This is a genomic window from Alteribacter lacisalsi (genome assembly GCF_003226345.1).
GTDB classification, from domain to species: domain Bacteria; phylum Bacillota; class Bacilli; order Bacillales; family Salisediminibacteriaceae; genus Alteribacter; species Alteribacter lacisalsi.
The window spans coordinates 1,130,739-1,156,838 of the sequence record NZ_PDOF01000001.1 but is presented as its reverse complement, the minus strand read 5'-3'; the positions used below and the strand labels follow the sequence as shown (position 1 = coordinate 1,156,838).

The window sequence follows — 26,100 nt, the reverse complement described above, 5'->3', positions numbered from 1 at the left end:
TAACAGAGCCTTTATCATAAGGACCGCAGGCTGCATTCATTGCTGCTCTACGGATGAAGAACCACTTTTCCGCATTTCCCTTCAATCATCAGATTGAATCCTTTTTCAAATTCTTCAAGCGGGAAATGATGGGTGATCATCGGCTTCACATCTACCTGACCTGAACGCAAAAGACCTGATACCTGCTGCCAGGTGTGGTACATTTTCCGTCCTGTAATACCCTGAACGGTAATTCCTTTAAACACAATATCATTGGTTACATCGATTTCAACGGGTCGCACAGGAAGACTGAGTATTGAGACTCTTCCTCCATTTGTAACCATCTTAAAGCCCTGGTTCATAGCAACCGGATGGCCGCTCATTTCACATACCACGTCAACACCGTGGCCGTTTGTAAGGCTATTAACAACTTCAAGAGGATCTTCAGTGGAGGAATTCACCACAGAGGTTGCCCCCATTTTCTTAGCCAGATCGAGCCGGTACTCGTTCAAATCAAACGCGATCACCTGCGAAGCCCCGCACGCTTTTGCTACACCGACAGCCATTACGCCAATCGGACCGCACCCGATAACTGCTACGGTTTTTCCTGCAACATCTCCAGCAAGAACGGTATGTACACCGTTTCCAAAAGGTTCCTGCACACTGGCTACATCAAAAGGAAGTTCCGGATCGTTCTTCCACATATTTTCTGCTGGAAGGGCAACGTACTCGGCAAAGCATCCGTCCCGGTCCACACCGATAATCTGAGTGTCTGCACAGATATGAGCCTGTCCTGTCAGGCACTGTGGGCATTCTCCGCATACGATGTGTGTTTCGGCACTCACGTGGTCGCCTACATCCACATTCGTTACATTTTTTCCTTTTTCCACTACAATACCTGCAAATTCATGACCGAAAACATAGGGCGGGTTAACACGGCTCTGAGACCACTCATCCCATGCATAGATATGAACATCCGTCCCGCAGATACTTGTCGCTTTTACCTGGATCAGTACCTCATTGTCACTTATTGACGGAATTGGTACGTATTCCAGTTTAGCACCGGGGGAGCGCTCCGGTTTTACTATCGCTCTCATCGTTCCCTTCATCTGACAGCACCCCTTTAAAATAGCTTTTCGTCCCCTGCATGCCTTGTCTATCGCCCCCACTTCCCCAAAGAAATGAATGGCCGTTTTGAAGGCTTGCGGGCAGCCGATTCTATAATTGAACTTAAGTCTATTTAAGTTTATCACGGGGAGGTGTATGCGTAAATAAAACTGTTCACCAGAGGAGGACAAATGCGTGTGAGGAGAAATTTATGATGTGATTTTTTTCTTCCCGGGTGTATGCGTTTGACCTCCAGCTTTTATCTTCTGCATGATCATTCTGTTCTATGTAACAGCAGAAGTTTGAGCGGCCGGCTTATGCCATAAACAGCCGCGAGACTTTAACATCAAAAGACCGGTAAAAACAGAATCTGCTTTTACCGGTCAGTAAACAGGCTACATAAACTCAGCTGTGAGTTTTTCGAATTTTTCTTTTTCAAGCTTAAGAGACTGACGGGCCAGGCCCTCTTCCCTGTAGCCTTCTACAAGATCTTCATAAGCAGGCTGACCGCTGTTCTGATAGATCAGGCCCGTAACCAGACCGTTATGTTTCATGAGGGTGTTCATGGCCATACCGCGGTCGGAAGGATCATAATCTTCGATCGAGGAAAGCTTCGTGAGATTTTCTTTGAACCAGTCGTAAGTATTCACTTTATTAAATGTTACACACGGGCTGAAGACATTGATAAGGGAAAACCCTTCATGGGCAATGCCCTGTTCAATCAGTGCCGTCAGTTCTTTCAGATCCGTCGAAAAGCTTTGTGCAATAAACGTTCCCCCGGCTGACAGCGCCATTTCCATAATATTGAGTGACGATTCAATGGAACCGCCTGGTGTACTCTTGGTTTTAAAGCCCATCTCACTCCGTGGAGACGTCTGTCCTTTGGTAAGACCGTAAATCTGATTATCCATAACAATATAAGTGATATTTATATTTCTCCGTATCGCATGCATCGTATGCCCAAGACCGATGGCAAATCCGTCCCCGTCTCCGCCGGAGGCAATAACGGTTAATTCCCGGTTTGCCATTTTTACCCCCTGGGCGATCGGCAGACACCTGCCGTGTATGCCGTGGAAACCGTAGGATTTAATATATCCGGAAATGCGTCCGGAACAGCCGATTCCGCTGACAACAGCGAGATTTTCCGGCGTCAGACCCGCACTCGCCGCTGCACGCTGGATGGCAGCCTGAACCGAGAAATCACCGCATCCGGGACACCAGTTTGGCTTGACATTGTTTCTGAAATCCTTAAATGTGGCCATTTAAACCAACTCCTTGCAAGCATGGTGAAGTTCTCCCGGCAAAAACGGATTGCCGTCATATTTATTCACGGTCTCAAGCTGATCGGCGCCAGTCTCCATTTTAATAACCTTGGCAAGCTGCCCTGTTGCATTGTTCTCCACTACCACGACTCTGCCTGCCTGCTCCATCAGCTTTTTTACTTCATCTTTCGGGAACGGATGCAGCAGCCTCACATGGGCATGGTTCACTTTCACACCGTCTTCTTCAAGTCGGGGAATCGCTTCCTGAATCGTCCCTCTTGTGGAGTTGAAACCGAGGATGAGAAGGTCTGCTTTCTCGTGACGGATATCGGTAAAAAGCGGCTGCGGGAATGCTTCATGCAGCTCCTGAAGCTTTTTCATCCTCTTGTTCATCTGCGTATTCCGGTTTTCCGGGCTTTCAGAAGGTTTACCCTGTTCATTATGTTCAACACCCGTAACATGATGGATCGCATTTTTCATTCCCGGAATGACCCGCTCCGAGATGCCGTCTTCTGTATCTGCATAACGTTTAAAATACTCGTTTTTGTCCAGTTCAGGCAGTTCCTGATCCGGATCGAATTTTCCTCTCCGGATTTCAATCTTGTCATAATCAAGACGGTCCACTGTCTGTTTTCCAAGACTTAGAGCCAGGTCGGATAGAAGAATCACGGGACATTGGTACTCTTCAGCGAGATTAAACGCTTCGATCGTATCATAAAACGCTTCCTCGACTGTGGAAGGCGCCATAACAATTTTCGGGATTTCGCCATGGCTCCCGTAAATCATTGCCATTAGATCACTCTGTTCCTGCTTTGTGGGAAGACCGGTACTCGGTCCACCGCGCTGGGTATCCACAATCACAAGCGGTGTCTCGGTAATCCCCGACAGACCAATCGATTCCATCATCAATGACAGTCCTGGTCCAGCAGATGCTGTCAGCGCCCTTACACCTGCGTAATTGGCACCGATCGCCATTGTGCATGCCGCAATTTCATCCTCTGTCTGAATGACAGTTCCGCCGTATTCCGGCAGTTTCTTAATGAGATACTCCATGATTTCCGAAGCCGGTGTGATCGGGTATGCAGGCATAAAGCGGGCGCCGCCTGCAAGAGCGCCAAGGGCGATCGCATCATTCCCGATCATAAACATACGTTTTTCGGGCTTTACGGGATCCAGTTTAAACCGGACATTTGCCTGATCCGATTCCTTTTCAAAAGAGGCCATACCCTCGCGGATCGCGTTCATATTATTTTTAACGACAGCGTCTCCTTTTCGGCCGAAAATCTGCTGAACGACGCCTTCAAAATGTTCAGGCTCCAGACCGAGAAGAGCACTTGAGGCACCGATGGCCACCATGTTCTTCATAAGTGACGTTCCAAGATTGTTGGCAATTTCAGTAAAAGGAATCGAAAAAAGATGGGCATCCAGGCCTTCCGGTTTAACGGGTTTAAATTTACTATCCGCCAGTATGACGCCTCCTGAGATCAGTTCACCTGAATTAACATCGATCGTTTCCTGATCGAAGGCAACCAGAATATCGAGATCATCGGAAATGGCATTGAGCGGCGTCGTACTCACACGGATTTTATTGTTTGTATGGCCGCCTTTAATTCGAGATGAAAAATGACGGTACCCGTACAGATAATATCCGAGCCGGTTCAGAGCTGTTGAAAAAATTTCCCCTGTGCTTTCAATGCCTTCCCCCTGCTGTCCTCCAACTTTCCAGGATAAATGTGTAGTCATCTCCTGCACCCCTTTATTTACGGCCGTTTCCAATCACGGCCTCCAAATAGTAAAAAACGTCATATAGGAGGCCCGGATGCCATATCGGCAGCCAGGCAGAACTGCTGTCTGTAAAATTGTGGTATACACTGTAAATCTCTTATATTGTAACATATATTGCTTGTTTCAGAAGCAGAATCTGAGATTGTCCAGCATTCTTTTCACCATTTCTGTTGTGAAGGCCGCCTGCCCACAGCAGGACGCGATTCAGGCATAACGAAAAACTGCCTGGCAGAGCACAGGCAGTTTTGTGTTATCTCGGTTCAATTATGAGTTTAATGGCCGTACGTTCATCTCCGTCAATCTGAATGTCGGTAAATGCAGGAATACAGATGAGATCGATCCCGCTCGGAGCGACAAACCCCCGGGCTATCGCAACCGCTTTTACGGATTGATTTAACGCACCTGCGCCGATTGCCTGAATTTCTGCAGCACCACGTTCACGGATGACGCCTGCAAGGGCACCAGCTACAGAATTAGGGTTGGATTTTGCTGATACTTTTAATACTTCCACTTTAGGACCTCCTTAGGATGATAGATAGGATCGAATGGAGCAGGTTACTCTACGACCAATCAGCCTTGGATGATAACGCGGACCAACCGGCGGGTCTTCGCACCCTGAGAGGGTTTTTAAGTGATTTACCTCATTTTGTATATATTCGAAACCTACAATTTTATTCCTATCGGAAGTATTGCCAGGTTCGTGTTAATCGAAGAATGGCTGATCGTCGTTAATCATAAGGGATCTGATTGATTCCGCCTGGCCGCTTTGCTTATTGAGCGTCACAAAGACTCCGTTTAACTGTTCCCTGCCTTTTGTTACTTCAAACCTGGTTGGAAGATTTGTCAAAAACCTGTGAAGTACCGCTTCTTTTTCCACTCCCAGGATTCCATCATAAGGACCTGTCATACCCACATCGGTAATAAACCCGGTCCCCTCCGGAAGAACTCTCGCATCGTTTGTCTGGACATGGGTATGTGTACCTACAACAGCGGATACTTTCCCGTCAAGGTACCAGCCCATAGCCTGCTTTTCACTTGTGGCTTCCGCATGAAAGTCCACAAAGATGAATTTCGTTTTTGCAGCCGCCTCCTCAACAAGCTCATCCGCTTTCCGGAACGGACAGTCGATTGGCGGCATAAAGGTTCTTCCCTGAAGGCTGATGACGGCAATCGTCTGACCGCCTGTCTTGTGATACGTAATGCCTGTTCCCGGATTATCAGGAGGAAAGTTTGCCGGTCGGATCATCTCCGGCTTATTTTCGATAAAGTCAAAAATATCCTTCTTATCCCATGTGTGATTTCCAAGGGTAATGATGTCTGCACCTGCTTCTTTTATTTCGTGAAAAACCTTCTCGGTGATCCCTTTTCCTGATGCAGCATTTTCGCCGTTCACGATCGTTACATCAGGACGGTATTTCAGTTTCAGCTTTTTCAGATATTCTTTCAGCATATGTCTGCCGGGGGAACCGACAACATCTCCTATAAACAATACTTTCATCGTGTGTAAAACCCCTAACTTTACTGTGTTCGTTATAGTATGTACCCAGTCTGTTCATATAAAAATAAAGTGGCAAAAATGCCACTTTATTTTGCATACTCAACTGCTCTCGTTTCACGGATCACCGTCACCTTAATATGGCCGGGATAATCGAGTTCGTCTTCAATTTTTTTCGTGATTTCACGTGCGAGGCGGTACGAATCTTCATCGTTGATTGTATCCGGCTTCACCATGATGCGAACTTCCCGCCCTGCCTGAATGGCAAAAGTCTTCTCAACACCATTGAAGGATTCAGAGATTTCCTCAAGCTTTTCAAGACGTTTAATATAGGTTTCAAGCGTTTCCCGTCTGGCTCCCGGACGAGCTGCCGACAGAGCGTCTGCCGCTGCAACAAGGGAGGCAATAACGGATGTTGCTTCCGTGTCTCCGTGGTGGGAAGCAATACTGTTAATGACAACTGGATGTTCTTTGTATTTCGTTCCGAGTTCCACCCCGATTTCCACGTGGCTTCCCTCTACTTCATGGTCAATTGCCTTACCGATATCGTGAAGCAGTCCTGCTCGGCGGGCAAGCGTTACATCTTCTCCCAGCTCGCTGGCCATCAGACCTGCAAGATAAGACACTTCCATGGAGTGCTTAAGCACATTCTGACCGTAGCTTGTACGGAATTTCAGGCGTCCAAGGATTTTAATAAGATCCGGATGGAGCCCGTGAATACCCACTTCAAAAGTAGTCTGCTCACCGTACTCACGAATGAGTTCATCTACTTCACGACGGGATTTTTCAACCATTTCCTCAATACGGGCGGGATGAATTCTTCCGTCCTGCACGAGCTTTTCAAGCGTTGTTTTGGCAATTTCCCTTCGGATCGGGTCAAAGCCTGACAGAATAACAGCTTCAGGTGTGTCATCAATGATCAGGTCAATCCCTGTTAAGGTTTCAAGAGCACGGATATTTCGGCCTTCACGTCCGATGATCCGTCCTTTCATCTCATCATTAGGCAGTGACACCACACTTACCGTTGTTTCTGCTACGTGATCAGCTGCGCAGCGCTGAATGGCTGTGGATAGAATCTCCTTGGCCTTTTTATCAGCTTCGTTTTTCGCATTAGTCACGGCTTCCTTGATCATAATTGCTTTTTCATGTGTTAATTCATCTTCGACGGACTTCATAATAATATCTCTGGCTTCGTCTTTCGTAAAGCCGGAAATCCGTGCGAGTTCGTCTTCCTGCTTCAGAAGCAGTTCCTCAACTTTGCTATTCATCTCGTCGATATTCCGCTGACGGTTCGCCAGCTCTTCTTCGCGTTTTTCCAAAGATTCTTCTTTTTTGTCCAAGGTTTCACTTTTACGGTCTAGAACTTCTTCCTTCTGTCCTAAGCGGTTCTCCGTTTTGGATATTTCATTTCTTCGCTCCCGAGCTTCACGCTCGGACTCGATCCGGAGTTTGTGGGCTTCATCTTTGGCTTCAAGAATGGCTTCTTTTTTGCTCGAATCCGCTTCACGCTTTGCTTCTTCGGTGATTTGTTTTGCCAGTTGTTCCGCACTGGAAATCTTGGCTTCTGCAATGGATTTACGTACGAAGTATCCGATGACGACACATAGTGCAGCAGTGATTAGCAAAATGAGGATGAGAACGAATACGTTGTCAGTCATGACTGATTCACCTCCTCATGCTATTCATGTTGTTCGTTTTTTGTTTCGTGTCATTGTTTCAATGGTTCGGTATTAGCGCACATCCAGCACAGGTCAAACAAAATTGAGTATGGGTATTACAGTATTCTTTCTAATTGTATGTCCCAGTGCCGTCATTGTCAAGCATTGGTAGAGTTGGATAAGCGAAAATATGCCGTCATAACAGCGTTTCTGTACAGGGCTTATTTCACCTTATTGAACTCCGCGCATATTACATCAACCGTGTAGGCCGCTTAATAAATAAACGAGGCTGAGACAGAAGTATTTTCACAGACAAAAATCCGAACAATCAGCAAGCGGAGCAGATCGATCACTGCTGAAACATACACCGCTTTCCGCGGGAAGCGGCTGAGCCTCAGTGTGCTTCGCACTACGGGGTCTCACCTGCGCTTTTCCTCCCGCAGGAGTCGGCGTATATTTCATCCACTAGTCAGCTTTTTGTTCGGACTTTCGTCTATATACTTTACTTTCGTCCCAGCCTCGCTCCGGCATCCTGTTATTTATTCGCTCTTATCTAAAGTCCGCTACTTTCCGCAGGGCTGTCTTCAGTCCCCTGCATCCAGCCTCTTTATTTCAGATCAAGCGGGAGATCTTCGTTTTCCCCTTCAAAATCCGCTTCTCCCGGTGGAACTTCCTTAGCTTCAAGTAGACCGTGATACTCGCGGATGCGTTCTTCGATCTGTTTTGAAACCGGTTCGTTTTCCTTCAGGAACTGCTTCGCGTTTTCACGCCCCTGACCGAGGCGGTCTTCATTAAAGGAATACCAGGCCCCGCTTTTTTGAACGATGTCGAGATCGGAACCGATATCCAGAATCGACCCTTCTCTGGAGATCCCTTCACCATACATAATGTCCACTTCCGCTGTCCTGAATGGCGGTGCAACCTTATTCTTAACGATTTTAATCCTGGTTTTGTTTCCGACCATATCATTACCCTGTTTTATCGCTTCCGCACGGCGCACTTCGAGACGGACAGAAGAATAGAATTTGAGGGCACGGCCGCCCGGCGTAGTTTCAGGGTTTCCAAACATGACGCCGACTTTTTCACGAATCTGGTTAATAAAGACAGCGATAGTTTTTGATTTATTGACAGCCCCCGATAGTTTACGGAGTGCCTGGGACATCAGTCGTGCCTGAAGACCGACGTGACTGTCACCCATCTCACCTTCGATTTCGGCTTTCGGTACAAGTGCCGCTACAGAGTCGATCACAATCATATCAATCGCACCGCTTCGAACGAGCGCTTCAGCAATCTCAAGAGCCTGCTCTCCCGTGTCAGGCTGGGAAAGAAGAAGTTCATCTATATTAACACCAAGCTTTTGGGCATAAACCGGGTCAAGGGCATGCTCTGCATCAATAAAAGCAGCTTGTCCGCCCTGCCGCTGAATTTCAGCAATAGCGTGGAGGGCAACGGTTGTTTTACCGGAAGATTCCGGTCCGTAAACTTCAATCACCCGTCCTTTAGGATATCCCCCTACTCCCAGGGCAATATCAAGTGCAAGTGCTCCGCTGGAAATCGTGGAAACCCGCTGTTCAGCCTGTTCTCCGAGTTTCATTACAGAGCCTTTACCGAACTGTTTTTCGATTTGACGCAAAGCCATATCAAGTGCCTGTTTGCGGTCTGACATGTTTATCTCTCCTTTTCGCCTGCCCCTTATCTATGTTTGCAGCGGGGAAGCGGTTATCGTTTCAATTGCATACTCTTATTCTACCTTGTTTTGAGACGTTTGCCAACCATTTTACCAAACATTCGTTCGTATTTTTTCGTTGAAAGACGAACACCCGTTTTCTTCAGTGGCAGTACGAAAGACCAAAGGCGTCAAACTGTCCGGTCACGTCAAGGATCAAGGCGGCTTCGTGTCTGTTTTTCATACGAACTGCCGCCTCATAGATCTCCCCGTGAGCGCCGGTTATCGTTACTGCAAACCTGTCTGATTCTCTTGAATAAACACTTGAGGTTACAGTAAGAGAATTGTTATCTACTGTATATTCCGCCGAAATGTAGGCTTTAGCGTGACTTTGAGCAGCCTCCTGCATCCATGGGGTTCCCAATGTATGCCAGTATAAAACAAGGGCTGCAGAAAAAACAGCCAGACCGGTTAGAACCGCCATCCACTTTGTCATGGCTCTGCCTCCTGTATTTCTGTTTACTTTCACTATACGAAGCGATAAGGGAAAGTTGAACCGGAACAGAGAAAAGAGGCCGGCCCAAAAGGTATACTTTTCCACCTTTCAGGTCAGCCCCGTGGATGATGCGTATCTGAACTGCTTGTTAACTATCGGCGTTTTGGGCGCGGTTTGGCCGGCTCGAGATTCACCCGTGCTCCGTTAAGACGGGAATACTTAATCGCCTCATAAACAAACGGCGCTGCTTCTTCAGGTACTTCAATAAATGTAAAGTTCTCAAAGATGTCAATTTTACCAATCGTCCGGCCGGGAATACCGGCTAGATCGGCGACTTCTTCGACCAGCTTTTTCGGTGTCAGGTCGACATTGCGTCCAACGTTGATGAAGAAGCGGGTCATCCCTTTCTGGGCCCCGGTATCACCGAAATCATAAGCCGCATCTTCAGAAAGATTGTCATGCCCGTAAAACGCGAGCTTCAGAAGGGAGGTAACGATTTTTTCCGGCGGATAGTCTTTTATAAGATCCGACACAATGGTTTCGTAAAGATCAGTTTCATCATGGAGCTCCATCAGATCAACAATCTGCTTCTTCCAGGATTCCTGCTGCTTTTCAACCACTTCTTCAATTGAAGGAAGATTCTGTGACGGGATCTGCATTTTAATTTCAAGTTCGATTGAGCGAAGGTGCTTCATTTCCCTCGGTGTTACCAAGGTTAAAGCAAGCCCTTCCCGTCCTGCACGGCCCGTTCTGCCGATCCGGTGAACATAACTTTCAGGATCCTGCGGAATGTCATAATTGATGACGTGAGAGACGTTTTCCACGTCAAGACCGCGAGCCGCAACGTCCGTTGCAATAAGAAACTCAATGTTGGAATCCCTGAATTTCTTCATTACCATATCACGCTGAGACTGAGTGAGATCACCGTGAAGGCCGTCTGCCATATATCCTCTGGCCTGAAGAGCTTCAGTAAGTTCGGCTACACCTTTTTTTGTGCGGCAGAAAATAATTCCGAGCTCGATATGTTCGCTGTCGATCACTCGGCACAGGGATTCGAGCTTATTTTTCTCAAGAACTTTATAGTAAACCTGGGAAATCGACGGCGCGGTCATTTCCCCTTTACTGATGGTTATCTGTTCCGGCTTGTTCATATATTTGTTGGAGAGCTTCCGGATCGGCGGCGGCATCGTCGCGGAAAACAGCATCATCTGCCGCTGGCTGCTTGCCATCTTGAGTACTTTTTCAATGTCTTCAATAAAGCCCATATCAAGCATCTCATCGGCTTCATCAAGGATAAAGGTATGAATCCTTCCTAGCTGGAGCGTACGGCGGTTCAAATGATCGAGCACACGTCCCGGCGTACCCACAACAATGTGCACCCCCCGTTTAAGCGCCTTGATCTGATGACCGATGGACTGCCCCCCGTAAATAGGCACGGTACGGACATTTTTATGTTTTGACAGCTTCTGAAGTTCCCCGGCAACCTGAATCGCCAGTTCCCTTGTTGGTGTCAGGATAATCGCCTGAACATGGTTATCGTTTGTAATCTTTTCGATCAGCGGAATTCCAAATGCCGCTGTCTTTCCTGTTCCGGTCTGAGCCTGGCCGATTACATCGCTGCCATCCAGGATAACAGGAATGACTTTTTCCTGAATCGGGGACGGTGCTTCAAAGCCCATATCCCGTATTGCCCGTTTAATGGGTTCCGATATTTGAAAGTCTTCAAATTTCATAAACTATTCATCCACCTTTTACTCTTTCGTTGTTTCATCACTAATTATGTGTTTCAGCAAATACCAGCAGCCGAATTTGACTGCTCTTTCACGGATGGTTCTGCGGCTGCCGGCAAGGGAGAGTTCCTTTACCGCGGTGCCGCTTTCATCCGCTATTCCGATAAAGACGGACCCCGGCTCTTTCCCTTCCAGATCATCAGGTCCTGCAACACCGGTAAAGCTGATGCCGACTGTACTGTTCATCAGACTGCGGACATTTACAGCTAATTCCTCTGCACAGCGTGCGCTGACGGTGCCATGCTTCGAAAAGGTTTCCTCACTTACCTTCAGTACTGTCTGCTTTACTTTAGCATCATAACAGATTACCCCGCCTTTATAAAAGGAAGATGACCCGGGCACAGAGGTGAGCATCGATCCGAACCTGCCGCCGGTGAGGCTCTCTGCACAGGCGACCGTCTGTAATCGTTTCGATAAGGCTTCAGCCGTGACACCGGTCAGGCTGCTGTTATCGTAGCCGTAAAAAAACGTTCCCGCACGGCTCATAATTTTCTCCTCCAGACTGTCCAACAGAAGAATGTTTTGTTCTGGATCACCTTTAGCTGTCAGTCTGAGCGTCACTTCTCCATCAGATGCGAGCGGCGCAATGGTCGGGTTGTTTTGATTTTCTATGAGATCGTCAATTTCCTCTGCAAGCCTGGATTCCCCGATTCCGAAAAACCGGAGCACTCTGGAAGAGATGACGTTCTCTGATCCGGTAAGGACTGAAAGATAAGGAAGAACTTCTTTTTCGACCATCGGTTCAAGTTCCTTAGGCGGACCGGGAAGCAGAATAAACGTCTTTTTGAAATTAACAGCCATTCCGCAAGCAAGACCGTTCCGGTTCGGAAACACCTCAGCGCCTTCGATAATGGCGGCCTGCTTTTTATTATTTTCTGTCATCGGACGTCCGGACTTTTGAAAATATGATTCCAGGTGCGCAAGAGACTCCGGATGCATTACGACGGATTTTCCGATAAAATCAGCAACTGTTTCCCTTGTGAGATCATCCTTCGTGGGCCCGAGCCCTCCTGTAAGGATGATCAGATCCGAACGGGATACCGCCACATCAAGTACACTAAGAAGCCGTTCCCTGTTGTCTCCAACTGCTGTATGAAAATAAACATCCACGCCAACCTCCGTCATTTTTTCAGACAGATAGCGGGCGTTGGAATTGGTAATCTGACCGAGCAGAAGCTCTGATCCTACTGCGATTATTTCTGCTTTCATTGCCGCCCTCCAGCATTCTTCCGTTAAGCTGAACCGGATAGAACGTGTTTATTTTTTGCAAAGTAATCCCATCCTGAAAACATTGTAAGCACCACAGCCACATAAATCATGACCGTATCAAAAGGGATGTTCATAGCAGCGAAGATCGTATTATGTAACATGATTGCCGAAGCTGCTACAATCTGGCTTACTGTTTTCCACTTGCCCCAATTACTTGCAGCAATGACTTCACCGCCTGCAGAGGCTACAAGCCTTAGTCCGGTTACAGCGAATTCACGGCTCAAAATCAGCACAGCTGCCCAGGCAGGAAACATTCCCAATTCCACAAGTGCTACAAATGCAGCTGTAATCAGCAGTTTATCTGCAAGAGGATCGAGAAATTTCCCCATATTTGTAACAAGGTTAAACTTTCTTGCATAGTAGCCGTCCAGCCAGTCAGTGGACGCTGCTGCAATAAAGATCAGCGCTGCTGTCAAATGGGCTGCGGGGATATCGGCGCCGAATAATCTAATCTCGCCCCAGTTAAAGGGAACGAGAAGGAAGACCATAAAAAGAGGTATTAGAAAGATTCGGGAGATTGTAATTTGATTTGGTACATTCATGTTGGGCCTCCTTATGAGATCGGTCGGTTCATCAGAGTAAAGTTCACATTACCCCTGGCGCTTTGGCCATAGCATCTTTTTCAATTTTACCAGACTGTCCCTCTGATTGCGAATGTTAACAGTACCGAAAAAGAGTGCCTTGCGTCTATACAGATCGGCGTTCAGGACAGCTTACATACCCGTTTACTGTAAATACCAGCGTAAAAAGTCAGATGATAATCTGAGCTTACTTACCGGAGGGGATATTACAAAAAATGATCCTGTTTCGAAATGTCAAAAAGAAAATGCCGTCCATAACGGACAGCATTTCCAATGTCAGGAGGCCGGCTGATAGTTAATCGTCATTCGCTGGCGGTCCTGGGCACCAGGGTCAATCGGCCATTGGATCAATTCTCCATTCACAAAGACCTGGATGTTCGGCGCATACCCGGTATTTACCTCAATTGTACCAGTTTCAGTAAGATCGTAAGTGAATTCATCCCCTTCAGCATACTCATTTTCGGTAAATATGTCCCCATCCCCATCACTCAACTGCAGCCATGCGGTTCCGGAAATTTCAACACGCACATTGAATTCCTCAGTATTGGCAACACTGACGATGGAATTAAAGCCGGAAATGTCCTCAACATTCTGCTCCAGTTCCTGCCCCTGAGCCGGCTCTTCCTGCTCTCCTTCAAGATCAGCACCTTCGGATGTATCCTCTGTTTCGTTTTCGGATGTTTCATCTTCGGCTGTATTGTCTTCTTCCTGGTCTGCCACACTCTGACTGTCATCGAAGTCACCGCTGGATGTTTCCCGCTGAACCGCTCCATCCTGTGCCTGATTCTGAAAGAAAATGACCGCTATGGTTAATAGAACCGCAGCAATTACGATGATGATGACGGTATTAACAAAAGATGACATCTTCGAGGAGCTTTTCTTGACGCCTTTCTTTGTACTGGCTTTTTTCCGGTTTACCCGAGGCGGAAGATCAGCGGGCTCCTGCTTGCGTCCGGGCAGTTCGGCGCTGTGCTCCTCAAGAAGAAGCTCCGGTTCCAGACCTACTGCCTCTGCGTAGCTTTTTACAAAAGCCCTGGCGTAGAATTCTCCGGGCAGCCGGCTGAATTCGCCTTCTTCGATCGCTGACAAGTAACGTTTCTGGATTTTGGTTTTCACCTGGAGCTCTTCCAGTGACAATCCGAGCTCTTCACGGGCAGATTTTAAACGCAGTCCTAATTCTGACAATGCAAACACCTTCCAAACTAGCTGATATCAAAGGATGAAAAACCGGAATCTACCGCTTCGTATGTAATTTCTTCTGCTTCATCGCTTCTCAATTCAATAATGTAATCAAAATCATCAAGTGAATACTCTGTTTCCCGGATAAAGATGTCAGGGTGTTCCACTACCTTGGTTGCAGGCAGCCGCATAATCTCTGACACGAGCATCCGGTGCTTCTCTGATGCTCTCATCGTAGAGACAATGCCGTCAATAATATAAATGTGGTTCTCTGAAAATTCGTCGTCCGCCAGCTGACTCCGAATCGTCTGTCTGAGCAGGGTGGAAGAAAGAAACGACCAGCGTTTGCTTGCACAGACACTTGCTGCCACGACAGATTCGGTCTTACCCACTCTCGGCATCCCCCGGATCCCAATCAGACGGTGGCCGTCTTTTTTAAACAGTTCCGCCATGAAATCAACTAGAAGCCCGAGTTCGTCCCGGACGAACCGAAATGTTTTCTTTTCATCTTCGTCACGTTCAATATATCGTCCATGGCGGACAGCAAGGCGGTCCCGCAGCTTGGGCTCTCTGATTTTTCTGAGGGTAATGATGTCCATTGTTTTCATAATAAACGTGAGCCGCTCGATAGCTTCGTCACTCTCGCTCCGGATCAACATACCTCTTCTTCTGTGCTCAACGCCATTGATAGTGACAATATTTATCCTAAGCATACCAAGGAGGGAAGCGATCTCTCCCAGAAGTCCCGGACGGTTCTCATGTATCTGATATTCAAGGTACCATTCCTTTTTATCCATAAAGTACTCCTTTCAGAAAAGGATTCGTCAAAAGTCGTCAGATTCCTTTTTCTATCATAAAGTATTTTTGGGGGCTTTTAAAGAGAAATGATGGAAATGGAATCGTCTATTTTATCTTGTCAACAAAAAAAGTGCCGCTTTGTGGCAGCACTTCCGTTTGTGATTACTTTTCCTGAACAAGTTTTACCATCATGTTCGCAATGGCGTGCTGTTCTTCTTCAGAAGCCACTTTCCAGAGGTCTGCAAGAACTGCTTCCTGTTCGTTTTTCGGTTCAACCTGCTCGGCAAGATATTCGCCAACCTGGTAGGCCACTTCCGAAACAACCTGACTGTTCATTCCTTCATGCTTCCCCTGCTCAAGACGGTCGCCGAGGAAATGTTTCCACTGATCCCAGTTATCCAATACACTCATGGTGTACCCTCCCTTTTGGTAAAGTTCTTCTATAGTTTCTCATTCGTTACGAAGAACTATTCACAGAGAGGAAAAATTTCTGCCGGCCAACTCAGCAGTACCACGCTCCGTTAACAGAAAGAACCTGACCGCTGATGTATGAAGCACCGGGTGAAGCCAGAAATGAGACAGCTTCTGCAATTTCTTCCGGAGTGCCGGGTCTGCCTGCCGGAATCTCCGCAGCCAGCTCAGACGCCTCGTCACGGCTTAGGTGACTGTTGATTGAGGTATCCACAAGTCCAGGTGCTACGGCATTAACCTGGATGCCTGAAGGTCCGAGTTCTTTGGCAAGGGCTTTGACATAGGCGTTCAAGCCGCCTTTAATCATAGAATACAGGACTTCGCAGGAGGCGCCTGTAAGGCCCCAGATGGAAGAGATCACAATGATTTTTCCTTTTTTCTGATGAAGCATCCCCGGCAGAAGAGCGTTTGTTATTTCATAAGGAGCTGATAGACCGAGACGCAGGGCATCTGATACCTGTTCAGGTGAAAAATCCTGAACCAGTCCGGTATAGCTTTTCCCGCTGTTATGAATAATCACATCAACCGGATCCTGTGCTGCCGCGATCACTTTCGCCGGGCCGCCTGGTGAAACCAGATCGGCCTGAACCGTGAGCGGTTCTGTGCAGCCTGATCTTTCGAGTTGACTCACAAGCTGATCGATCCCTGATTTGTTCTCATTATAATGAAGTACAAGCCGGTACCCGTCCCGGGCGAGGCGAAGAGCGGCTGCTCTGCCGATTTCACCGCTGGCTCCGGTAATGAGAGCACGCTGTGACACCTATGCCCCGCCTTTCGGTTTAACAAGGCACTTGCTGAACTGAGTATCAGGTTTAAAGTGCTCGGTCATCGCTTCCTGAAGATCATCCACAGTAAGGGATTCAAGAACCGGAATCACATCGAACAGATTCATGTCATTGAACTGGTAGCGGGTAAACTGATTGGCAATATATTCAGGAGAATTCAGTGACCGAAGGAAGAAACCGATTTTCTTTTTCCGCACGGATTCCACTGTTTCCTCGTCAAGTGACTTCGACGTAAACTCCACAACCATGGACTTGATACGCTCGCTAAGCTGCTCCGGTTCGGCTGTGTCCCCGCCGATCACCGAAAATCCAAAGCCGAGCTCACCGGAATAATCAAAGGAAAACGTATCATCAATCAGCCCTTCCTCGTATAGGGTTTCATAATTTTTTGAACTCTGGCCAAACATCATTTCAAGCAGGATATTTATAGAAAGTTCATGACGCAGAAGATCTTTCCCCTGTCTGTCCGGTGAGCGTTCCTTAAATCCGGTCAGGCATTTGCCGGTTTTTACGTTCATCTCGATGGTCTGCTCAGCCTGATCCACCTCAGGCGCTTCTGCTTCAAAGAAACGCTGGATCCGTTCAGGTTCTGCAAATTCCTTTCCTGACTGGTTCTCCTTTACAAGCGTCATCATTTCTTCGGCATCCACGTTGCCCACGATAAACAAAAGCATGTTATTCGGGTGATAAAAGGTCTCGTAGCACGTGTAGAGAAGATCCTTGGTGACTTCGTTGATCGACTCAATTGTTCCCGCTATATCAATCTTTACAGGGTGGTATTCATACAGGTTGCTGATCAGGCCAAAATAACCGCGCCAGTCCGGATTATCATCGTACATTTTAATCTCCTGGCCGATAATGCCCTTTTCTTTTTCCACGCTCTCTTCTGTAAAGTAAGGCTTCTGCACGAAATCCAGAAGTGTGGTCAGATTCTCCATCACTTTGGACGTACTTGAAAACAGATAAGCCGTGCGTGTAAAGCTGGTGAATGCGTTTGCGGACGCCCCCTGCTTACTGAAAAGCTGGAACACATCCCCGTCTTCATCTTCAAACAGCTTGTGCTCAAGGAAGTGGGCAATACCATCGGGCACCTTCACCGCTTCCTTCTCTCCAAGGGGGATGAAGTGATTATCAATGGATCCGTACTTTGTTGTAAAAGTGGCAAATGTTTTATTAAAACCGGCTTTAGGAAGGATATAGACGTCAAGGCCGTTGTCCAGCTTTTCGTGGTACAGGGTTTCCTTGAGCTGATCAAAGGTCTGTTTATTCATCTGAACCGCCCTCCGTTCCTTTTAGGAAGTAAACTGTGTCCAGCTGTGCCTCATTGGCTACACGGACCACATCTTCTTTCGTTACAGCGTCTATACCTGGAATCCAATCGTCCAGGGAACGTTTTTTTCCGCCAAGTTCGTTGTGGTACATCAGTTCCACAAGACCTCTTGGGGCATCCATTGTTTCAAGCAGCTGGTTTTTGAGTACAGATTTTGTCTGTTCTAGCTGATCTTCTTCAAATTCCCCGTTTTTCATCGCTTCCATCTGCTCACGGATGATTTTGACGGCTTTATCGTAGTTTCCGGTTTCAATACCCGACATCACCATCAATAGACCTTTATGACTTTCGACCCGGGAAGCAGCATAATAAGCGAGACTCGCTTTTTCACGGACATTAATAAACAGTTTCGAATGTGAAAAACCGCCGAACAGGCCGTTAAACAGCTGAAGCGCAAAGTAGTCGTCATCCTGATACGTAATATTTGTCCGGTAGCCAAGGTGAAGTTTCCCCTGTTTGAGATCCTGCTCTTCAAAAATTTCCTTTTCTTCAACGTTTCCTGCTGCGGCTTTTTCATCGCCTGATTCAGCCGGCTTTTCCTGCCGTTCAGGAAGGGTGAAGTGCTTAGATACCAGATTTTTGATTTCTTCAGTCTCCACATCCCCGACAACGTAAAGATCCATCGCATCTTCGTTTACAACACGTTTGTAATAATCATACAGGTCCTCACCCGTAATATTGTCAAGCTGTTCCTCAGACCCGTAAACAAACAGACCGTATGGTTCGTTCTTGCACATTTCTTCATTTAACCGCATGTTCGCATAACGGATTTTATCATCATATACGCTCTGGATCCGCTGTTTTAAATTACGCTTCTCACTTTTAATAACCGACTCTTTGAAGGCACCATTTTCAATCAGCGGGTTTGAAATAACAGAGGTCATCATCTGAAAAGCATTTTCCAGCAGAGGCGTACTGTCTTTCAGATATTTTTCATTCGCTGCTTCGAGCTTAAATGAAATCAGGTGGTTTTCACCTTTCTTGTTCACATCTCCAGTCAGAGTAGCACCGTAGAGGTCGTCAAGTTTCTGGCGGATCTGCTTTCTTGTCGGATAATCTGCTGAACCGCTCTGAAGTACAAGGGGAAGCAGCGCTCTTAAAGTATGGTCTTCTTCTGTCAGGGCTGCCCGGATATGTAATACCAGTGTGTTTGTTTTATACGTATCTGACTGGATTACGTGGACGTTAACAGGTCCGTGTGTAAACTCATTTACGTTAATGGCCTTCATCTGAAACCCTCCTCATTCATCCTCAATAATCAAAACGGACGTATCTTTTATAGCATACCTGTTATTGGAACTGAATATGATGTGTTTCGTAAAAAATACGGTGCAGACTGTACTACACCCGCTTGCGGATCACGTGGAATTTAAACTTGTCGGCTCTGAAGTAATTAAGTGAATACAGAACCGGCTTTTCATTATAATCATAATGCATTTGCTTGAGCGCCAGGAGTGACGTTTCCTCTGCGCATTGAAGCATACCGGATATTTTCTCGTGAAAACCGACTGGCTCGATCTGAGTATGTGCATAACTGATTGTTGTCCCTGATGCTTCAAGCTGAGTGAAAATGGATTCTTCCGTTCTGGAAGTATAATCAGGAAGAAGCTTTTTCGGCAGCCGGTCAAGACAATAGACAACAGGCTGTCCGTCTGCTGTCCGGACCCGTTCAATGACAATCATTTCTCCGGGGCTGCTGTCTTTAAAAATCCGGCAGTCCTCTTCAGTGGCCAGGGCTTCTGAAGCTGAAAGGAAGACCGTTCCGGGTTCCATCTGGCTCCCTTTAATCATATCCGTGACACTGTTTAATTCCTCAATCCCCGATGTAAAAAGAGGCTTCTCACTAATAAACGTGCCAACCCCGTGCCTTCTTACTATAACGCTTTCATCTTCAAGCATGCGCAGAGCTTCACGCAGTGTTGCACGGCTTACCCCGAGCTTTCGTGAAAGCTCAAATTCGGAAGGGAGCCGCTGTCCCGCTTCGTAATGTCCGTTTTCAATATCGCTCTTGATCCGGTCGATCACCTGAAGATACAGGGGACGCTGGTCGGATTTAATCATACAAGTCCTCTCCTTACCACCATTTTCTCTATTTTCACATAATTTTCTAATGTCACTTTACCATGAATCGAACCCATACACCAAATCATATTGCAGCTTGTTAGCAAAATCAGTACAAAACAGTGACTCAGCCTAATAAAAACAGCTGTGTTCGTACAGATTGATGCTATTGCCACTCTATTTTTGAGCGAAAGGCGGTGACTCCAGCGAAGAGCATATGCTTCACGATTAAGCTGCGAGTTGCTTCGACGCAGACCGCTTCGGATGGTAGTAAGAAGCAGGAATTTTCCCGAGGGGCTGAAGCGATGCCCGCGGAAAGCGTCCGCCTGCAGCGGCTTAAAACAACAATCTTTCCGGAAGCAGCTTAAAAAAGACAGAGGCCGGGATAGAAGTGTATAGTTCCAGCAAGGAATTCGATCAGACATTGTACGGCAGAAATAAATCACTGCTGAAAGTACTCTGCTTTCGAATTCTCCTCAAACACTTTCTATATGTCCCAGCCTCTATCTCTTCCAGTTTTGAATCCCAGCCTCTTCGCTTTCAATGCGTTTGTTCCGGGATTTTGTTTTATCAGCCGTTTGATACGTTGTCGTCCTGATGTTTACTTACAAGAACTTCCCTCGGTTTACTTCCCTCGTAGGGTCCGACCACGCCCCGGACTTCCATTTCATCAATAAGCCGGGCAGCCCTTGTGTAACCGATTCTGAATCTGCGCTGAAGCATGGAAACGGAAGCTGTCTGCATGTCCGTTATCAGAGCAACAGCCTCTTCATACAAGTCGTCAGAAACGGCCTGCTGCACATTCTCCTTGTCTCCCTCTTTAGGGATCATTTCTTCAGCATACTGGGCTTTCTGCTGGTCTATACAGAACCCGACAACCCTTTCGACTTCCTCATCACTTAAAAAGGCTCCCTGAATCCGTGTAGGTTTGGATGCCCCGACAGGGATAAACAGCATGTCGCCCCTGCCAAGGAGTTTTTCCGCCCCGTTACTGTCAAGGATAGTCCGGGAGTCCGTCTGGCTTGATACTCCGAAAGCAATTCTGGACGGTATATTTGCTTTGATGACGCCTGTGATGACATCTACCGACGGACGCTGTGTAGCAATAATCAGGTGGATCCCTGCTGCACGTGCCATCTGAGCTAGCCTGGTAATCGAATCCTCTACATCAGACGAGGCCACCATCATCAAATCGGCAAGCTCGTCAACAATAACCACAATGAATGGCAGATATGGCTGCTGATCTTCTTCCGGGCGAGAGCGGTTTTCTCTTCTCACATAAGCATTGTATCCCTCTATGTTTCTTGTCCCGGAGTCAGCAAACAGTTCATAACGCCTCTCCATTTCCGAAACTACTTTTTTCAGAGCCTGTGATGCTTTTTTCGGATCGGTAACCACCGGTGAAAGAAGGTGGGGAATACCATTATACACGTTCAATTCAACCATTTTCGGATCGATCATCATGAGCTTGACTTCATGCGGTTTACTGCGCATCAGAATACTGACGACAATACCGTTAATACAGACACTTTTTCCGCTTCCCGTCGCCCCCGCTACGAGCAGGTGGGGCATTTTATTCAGTTCCGCAATAACCGCTTCACCGGAAATATTACGCCCGAGTGCAATTGCAAGAGGGTTGTCTGTCTCTGTCATTGCTTTCGCCTCAAGCACTTCCTTCAGGGTGACCAGGGCCACTTCCTGATTCGGCACTTCAATTCCGATAGCAGATTTTCCCGGGATCGGGGCCTCGATCCGGATGTCCTTTGCCGCCAGAGCCAGCGCAAGGTCATCGGAAAGATTCACCACTTTACTTACTTTAACTCCGGCGGAAGGGTATACTTCGTACTTCGTAACCGATGGACCAAGGTGTACTTCCGTGACTTTGGCGTTCACCCCGAAGCTTTCCAGTGTTTTCTCCAGTTTGCGCGCATTTTTGGAGAGCATGTGATGCTCCTTAGTCTGATTAGTTTTCTTAGGGTTATTTAAAAGACCTCCATCAGGCAGTTCATAGTGTTCATTTTCCCGGCTGATCACGGCAAGAGAAGCGGTCGGCACCGGAATCTCCTCCTCGGTCTCTTCCTCTTCGGCGACAATGTGTGCGGGCCGTTTATCTTTCTCCGCTGTCGAGGGAACGGCAGGCTCCGTAACAGGGTCTGCCGGATCGGAATTTTCGGGAATGTCCACACCTTCATAAGCTTTTGTTGAGAAATCATAAATAACCGGTTCTTCTTCAGGCTTTTCAAGATCAGACGTTTCCTCGACTGGAGGAGCCGGACTTCTTGTACTGCGGTCCCGTTTGCGCTCCTGGGCTTCCTGTTTCATCGCTTTGCGTCTCTCGTTTACGGCGTCCTTCATGGCGCTCAGGCTTTCAATCGTCCAGGCACCAAACGACGTAAGGGTTTTTTTCACACCGGACATGATTTTATCGAAACCTTTTTTCAACACATCCATCACGGATCTTCCGGTAAACAGAATGACAGAAGCAACCATCAGCCCGATCGCAAAGGCGATTGTCCCCCCTTCTGCGAAGAGAAAGTGGGTCATGGAAAATCCTAAAGCCCCGACCATCCCACCTCCCATCGTCTCCACTGCTGTTTCATTGTTAATCTGCATAAAAAACATATGCCATGTATTCCGGATGACCGAACGGTCGGTAAATGGTGTCTCCTGAGACAGAATTTCAAACTGACGAACGTGAGTGAGAAGAGCAACGGCATAGATAAAAAGATAGCCGCCGATCTTCCGTCTCGTCCAGAACTTCGGCCATTTACGTTTCACCATAAAATAAAAGGAAAGTACAAGCAGGCCCCCCGTCAGGACGATATGCCAGTCGCCCAGAACAAACCTGAACAGCTGTACGATACCTTCACCGGCAAACCCGAGCCTGGCGAACGCCACTGTGGCAATAACAAACAGAAAGACACCGGCAAGTTCATAAGACAGCTGGGTTTTCCATTTTGTACTTTTTCGTTTTCTTTTCCCCAATTTCCATCACCTCAGGTACAGATCGCGTTTTATTGCGGTTGTGCCGCTATAATTATGTATTGCATTGATTCCTTTATTAGATTCTTGATCTGGCCATCAAAAGCCTTTATCTAATCGGCTCTGTTCTTGTCTAATACTGCGCGGGCCTTCCCGGAAAAAGAAGAAGCAGCCTGGATACGGCTGCCTGAATTACGAACACACGTTTCTTTTTCAGTATAGCATAACAGGAAATCTCAAACCAGACGGCTACTCCATCCCTCTGGAGAAGTTGTCCGGGCTGAGCAGGCTTCCCGGCTGGTACTGACTGTCCAGATACATGTTGGGATCGGTGGAAACAAGCCTGATCACTTTGTACTGAGAAGCAGCTCCTCCAGCCTGATTAACAGCTTCCACGATCACAGAGCCTCCCGGTATTGGCATGGTCTGCTGTTTTGCGAAGTCCTCTTCGTTTGCAGGAAAAATAAGATCCTGTGACTGGTACGTATAGAGAATCATTGTACCACCTCCCTCGGTTCAGACGAAGGCCCAGCTTTTTCGATCAATTCGTTTAATTTCTGAATCGCCTTTCCAATGCCGCCAACCTCATCAATCATACCGTATTTAACGGCATCCTCTCCGATAACATTGGTGCCGATATCTCTGGTGAGATTTCCTTTTGACAGCATCAGATCCTTGAATTTCTCTTCGCTGATGTTAGAATTCCTCGTTACAAAACTGATGACACGGTCCTGCATTTTATCCATATACTCAAAGGTCTGGGGAACGCCAATCACAAGGCCGGTCAAGCGCACAGGATGAATGGTCATGGTGGCCGTTTCGGCAATGTAAGAATAGTCCGCTGCCACTGCAATCGGCACCCCGATTGAGTGACCGCCGCCGAGCACCAGCGTCACGGTCGGCTTTGATAGTGAACTGATCATCTCTGCAAGGGCCAGTCCTGCTTCCACATCACCGCCGACAGTATTGAGAATAACAAGCAGGCCTTCAATCTTTTTATTCTGCTCGGCTGCCACAAGCTGGGGAATCACATGTTCGTATTTCGTCGTTTTGTTCTGGGGAGGGAGCTGCATATGACCCTCTATTTGACCTACGATCGTCAGCACGTGAATATTGGACTCTTCCATTTTTGGAACATTCGTAGTACCCAGCTGCTGAATTTTATCTAAAATGCCGTCCTTTTCCTTGCCCTTCCCCTGATCCTGGGGCTGTGGCGGGTTTTGATCAGGCTGATTGCTGCGGTATTCCTGATTCATGTTAGTGCCTCCTCCTTCATACTCTACCGATAGTATGGAAAAGAGGGGTGACTTTCATTCAAAGCCGGAATCAGGATTCCATGATAATCGGCATGATCATTGGACGTCGTTTCGTTTTTTCATACAGGAATCGGCCCAAAGTATCGCGGATGCTGTTTTTGATCTGAGACCATTCCATAATACGCTGTTCCTGGCATGCAGCCAGTGTTTTTGTCACCAGAGCCTCGGCTTCATTAATAAGATCTTCTGATTCCCTCACGTAGACAAAGCCTCTTGAAATAATATCAGGACCCGCAATGCACTCGTTCGAACGTCTGTTCAGCGTAACGACAATCACAATAATCCCGTCTTTTGACAGAAGCCGGCGGTCGCGCAGCACAATATTTCCGACGTCACCGATTCCAAGACCGTCAATAAGGACATTCCCTACCGGCACCTTGCCGGTCTGCCGTGCCCTGCGCTGTTCAAATTCAACACATTCCCCGCGGTCGAGAAGAAAGATACTCTTTGCCGGGATGCCGCAGTTTTCAGCAAGACGCCCATGGGCATGCTGCATTCTGTACTCTCCGTGTACTGGAATAAAGTAACGGGGCTTGATCAGATTCAGCATCAGTTTCAGTTCCTCCTGGGACCCGTGACCGGATGCATGAACCGTATTCGGGCCGTATACAACGTCCGCGCCTGCCCGGTGAAGGAGATCGATTGTCTGTGAAATCGACTTCTCGTTCCCCGGTGACGGGGCAGCGGAAATGATGACTCTGTCTGTCGGTTTCACCTTTATATGGCGGTGCGTTCCTTTTGCCATCTGTGAAAGGGCGCTGAGCGGTTCTCCTTTACTGCCGGCTGTCAGAATAACAACACGATTATCTTCAAGACTGCCGGCTTCTTCAGGACCTACAATGAGATCCGGTGAGAATGACAAGTAGTCGTGGTTCGAAGCTGTTTCGATCACGCGTCTCATGCCGCCCCCTGCGGGAACGACCTTTCTGCCTGTCCGTTCTGCTTCTTCAAGCGTCTGCTGAATTCTTGTAATATTCGTTGAAAATACAGACACAATCATGCGCCCTGGTGCATCGTAAAAAGCTTCGTTCAGACTTCTCCCAACACGGGACTCACTCAGACTGACCCCGGGCTTCTCTGCATTCATACTGTCTGAAAGGAGGCAAAGTACGCCTTTTTCTCCCAGGGCCGCCAGTTTGCCGAGCTCTGTTTCCCTGCCGTCAATCGGGGTCGGGTCCAGTTTAAAATCACCCGTGTAAACGATCGGGCCCTGTGAAGTGTGTATACAAATTCCAAGCGACCCGGGGATACTGTGTGTAACATGGAAAAACGTAACCGGCGATCTGCCGATTTGTATTTTAGAGTCTGAGTCGATCTCGTTCAGTTGAGGATCCGGACACCCTTTAAGATCCCTGCAGAGATCCCGGACAAAAGCCAGGGTAAGGCGGCTTCCGTATACCGGTACGTTCACTTCCTTTAGCAGGTATGGAATAGCACCAATATTGTCTTCGTGTCCATGAGATAGGACAACTCCTCTAATACGGTCCCTGTTTTCAATAAGATAAGACATGTCGGGTATAACAATATCCACTCCGAGCATATCGTCATCCGGGAACATCAGTCCTCCGTCGAGGATAATGATGTCATCATCCAGTTCTGCTACATACATATTTTTTCCGATCTCTCCAATGCCACCGAGGGCAAAGAGGCGAATGCGTTCTGTTTTTTTGTTAGCCAATCTCGGTTTCCTCCTAATTTTTTTGCTTTCATCCCGTACTTGTCACTGTCTGTAGTATAACGTACCCTCAAAATGAAAGACAAGAACGATGTGGATGTAGAGGAAAATCTTTCACTGCAATATTGTGTATGAACGTGTTTGCATTGAGGCCGGCAACAATAAAGAGGATGGGACAAAACTCCGCTGGAGCCCACACCGTCGGTGAAGACGTTTTGATGTAGTCAGTATTTTCTTGGTTGATTGATCAAAAATACACTCGCTTGCCGCGGGCAAGGCTTCAGCTAACCGGGGAAGATCGCCCCGGTGGATCTTCAGCTCTTGCTTTTCCCGCAGGCGTCTCGTGATTTTTGAACAATCAACTTATATGTACACAAGAAGGATATCTTCTGATTAAGTTAAATCACCGCAATAC

22 protein-coding genes are annotated in these 26,100 nt (G+C 47.4%); all 22 read right to left on the bottom strand.

From position 1 onward, the window contains the following. Positions 1–47: 47 nt before the first annotated feature. The 22 genes from tdh to CR205_RS05585 all read right to left on the bottom strand — a co-directional run bounded on the left by tdh (position 48) and on the right by CR205_RS05585 (position 25,688). Complete coding sequence (gene tdh / locus CR205_RS05695) at positions 48–1,088, bottom strand: L-threonine 3-dehydrogenase (protein WP_110517814.1); 1,041 nt, start codon at positions 1,086–1,088, stop codon at positions 48–50. A 393-nt stretch (positions 1,089–1,481) separates the two neighbouring features. Then, positions 1,482–2,348, bottom strand: coding sequence for a 2-oxoacid:ferredoxin oxidoreductase subunit beta (locus CR205_RS05690; protein WP_110517812.1), 867 nt, complete (start codon positions 2,346–2,348; stop codon positions 1,482–1,484). Then, positions 2,349–4,091 carry a 2-oxoacid:acceptor oxidoreductase subunit alpha gene (locus CR205_RS05685; protein ID WP_110519695.1) on the bottom strand — a complete coding sequence of 581 codons (1,743 nt, stop codon included), beginning with the start codon at positions 4,089–4,091 and terminating at the stop codon, positions 2,349–2,351. It lies immediately after the preceding gene. A 292-nt stretch (positions 4,092–4,383) separates the two neighbouring features. Next, positions 4,384–4,644 (bottom strand): stage V sporulation protein S, encoded by a 261-nt coding sequence (locus CR205_RS05675; protein WP_110517808.1) that lies wholly within the window; start codon positions 4,642–4,644, stop codon positions 4,384–4,386. Positions 4,645–4,836: 192 nt separating this feature from the next. After that, positions 4,837–5,631: a TIGR00282 family metallophosphoesterase gene (locus CR205_RS05670; RefSeq protein WP_110517806.1), complete on the bottom strand. Its 795-nt coding sequence runs from the start codon at positions 5,629–5,631 to the stop codon at positions 4,837–4,839. 86 nt (positions 5,632–5,717) lie between these two features. Further along, on the bottom strand, positions 5,718–7,286 hold the full coding sequence (gene rny, locus CR205_RS05665; RefSeq protein WP_110517804.1) for a ribonuclease Y: 1,569 nt from the start codon (positions 7,284–7,286) through the stop codon (positions 5,718–5,720). A 607-nt stretch (positions 7,287–7,893) separates the two neighbouring features. Next, positions 7,894–8,952 (bottom strand): recombinase RecA, encoded by a 1,059-nt coding sequence (gene recA / locus CR205_RS05660; RefSeq protein WP_110517802.1) that lies wholly within the window; start codon positions 8,950–8,952, stop codon positions 7,894–7,896. Positions 8,953–9,115: 163 nt separating this feature from the next. Then, positions 9,116–9,448, bottom strand: coding sequence for a hypothetical protein (locus CR205_RS05655; RefSeq protein WP_110517800.1), 333 nt, complete (start codon positions 9,446–9,448; stop codon positions 9,116–9,118). Positions 9,449–9,600: 152 nt separating this feature from the next. Continuing rightward, entirely contained in the window at positions 9,601–11,181 is a 1,581-nt protein-coding gene (locus CR205_RS05650; RefSeq protein WP_110517798.1) for a DEAD/DEAH box helicase, read from the bottom strand. An 18-nt stretch (positions 11,182–11,199) separates the two neighbouring features. Next, a complete protein-coding gene (locus CR205_RS05645; protein ID WP_110517796.1) occupies positions 11,200–12,447 on the bottom strand; it encodes a competence/damage-inducible protein A in 1,248 nt (415 codons plus the stop codon). A 23-nt stretch (positions 12,448–12,470) separates the two neighbouring features. Further along, a complete protein-coding gene (gene pgsA, locus CR205_RS05640; protein WP_110517793.1) occupies positions 12,471–13,049 on the bottom strand; it encodes a CDP-diacylglycerol--glycerol-3-phosphate 3-phosphatidyltransferase in 579 nt (192 codons plus the stop codon). Between the two features lie 315 nt (positions 13,050–13,364). Beyond that, positions 13,365–14,273, bottom strand: coding sequence for a helix-turn-helix domain-containing protein (locus CR205_RS05635; protein WP_161524679.1), 909 nt, complete (start codon positions 14,271–14,273; stop codon positions 13,365–13,367). 17 nt (positions 14,274–14,290) lie between these two features. Then, positions 14,291–15,064, bottom strand: coding sequence for a DUF3388 domain-containing protein (locus CR205_RS05630; protein WP_110517789.1), 774 nt, complete (start codon positions 15,062–15,064; stop codon positions 14,291–14,293). 163 nt (positions 15,065–15,227) lie between these two features. Further along, complete coding sequence (locus CR205_RS05625; RefSeq protein ID WP_110517787.1) at positions 15,228–15,476, bottom strand: DUF3243 domain-containing protein; 249 nt, start codon at positions 15,474–15,476, stop codon at positions 15,228–15,230. Positions 15,477–15,567: 91 nt separating this feature from the next. Next, positions 15,568–16,296 carry an elongation factor P 5-aminopentanone reductase gene (ymfI, locus tag CR205_RS05620; RefSeq protein WP_110517785.1) on the bottom strand — a complete coding sequence of 243 codons (729 nt, stop codon included), beginning with the start codon at positions 16,294–16,296 and terminating at the stop codon, positions 15,568–15,570. Next, the gene (yfmH, locus tag CR205_RS05615) at positions 16,297–17,592 is read right to left on the bottom strand and encodes an EF-P 5-aminopentanol modification-associated protein YfmH (protein ID WP_110517783.1); all 1,296 of its coding nucleotides are present in this window, start codon (positions 17,590–17,592) and stop codon (positions 16,297–16,299) included. Beyond that, a complete protein-coding gene (gene yfmF / locus CR205_RS05610) occupies positions 17,585–18,880 on the bottom strand; it encodes an EF-P 5-aminopentanol modification-associated protein YfmF (protein ID WP_110517781.1) in 1,296 nt (431 codons plus the stop codon). Before yfmF ends, yfmH begins: the two co-directional genes overlap by 8 nt. Positions 18,881–18,992: 112 nt before the next feature. Beyond that, on the bottom strand, positions 18,993–19,712 hold the full coding sequence (locus tag CR205_RS05605) for a GntR family transcriptional regulator (protein WP_110517779.1): 720 nt from the start codon (positions 19,710–19,712) through the stop codon (positions 18,993–18,995). A gap of 570 nt (positions 19,713–20,282) precedes the next feature. Continuing rightward, complete coding sequence (locus tag CR205_RS05600; protein ID WP_110517777.1) at positions 20,283–22,697, bottom strand: DNA translocase FtsK; 2,415 nt, start codon at positions 22,695–22,697, stop codon at positions 20,283–20,285. 246 nt (positions 22,698–22,943) lie between these two features. Further along, positions 22,944–23,192: a YlzJ-like family protein gene (locus CR205_RS05595; protein WP_110517775.1), complete on the bottom strand. Its 249-nt coding sequence runs from the start codon at positions 23,190–23,192 to the stop codon at positions 22,944–22,946. Beyond that, complete coding sequence (locus CR205_RS05590) at positions 23,189–23,950, bottom strand: ClpP family protease (RefSeq protein ID WP_110517773.1); 762 nt, start codon at positions 23,948–23,950, stop codon at positions 23,189–23,191. The genes CR205_RS05595 and CR205_RS05590 overlap by 4 nt, the downstream gene beginning before the upstream one ends. A gap of 70 nt (positions 23,951–24,020) precedes the next feature. Then, positions 24,021–25,688 carry a ribonuclease J gene (locus CR205_RS05585; RefSeq protein ID WP_110517771.1) on the bottom strand — a complete coding sequence of 556 codons (1,668 nt, stop codon included), beginning with the start codon at positions 25,686–25,688 and terminating at the stop codon, positions 24,021–24,023. Between the last annotated feature and the right edge of the window lie 412 nt (positions 25,689–26,100).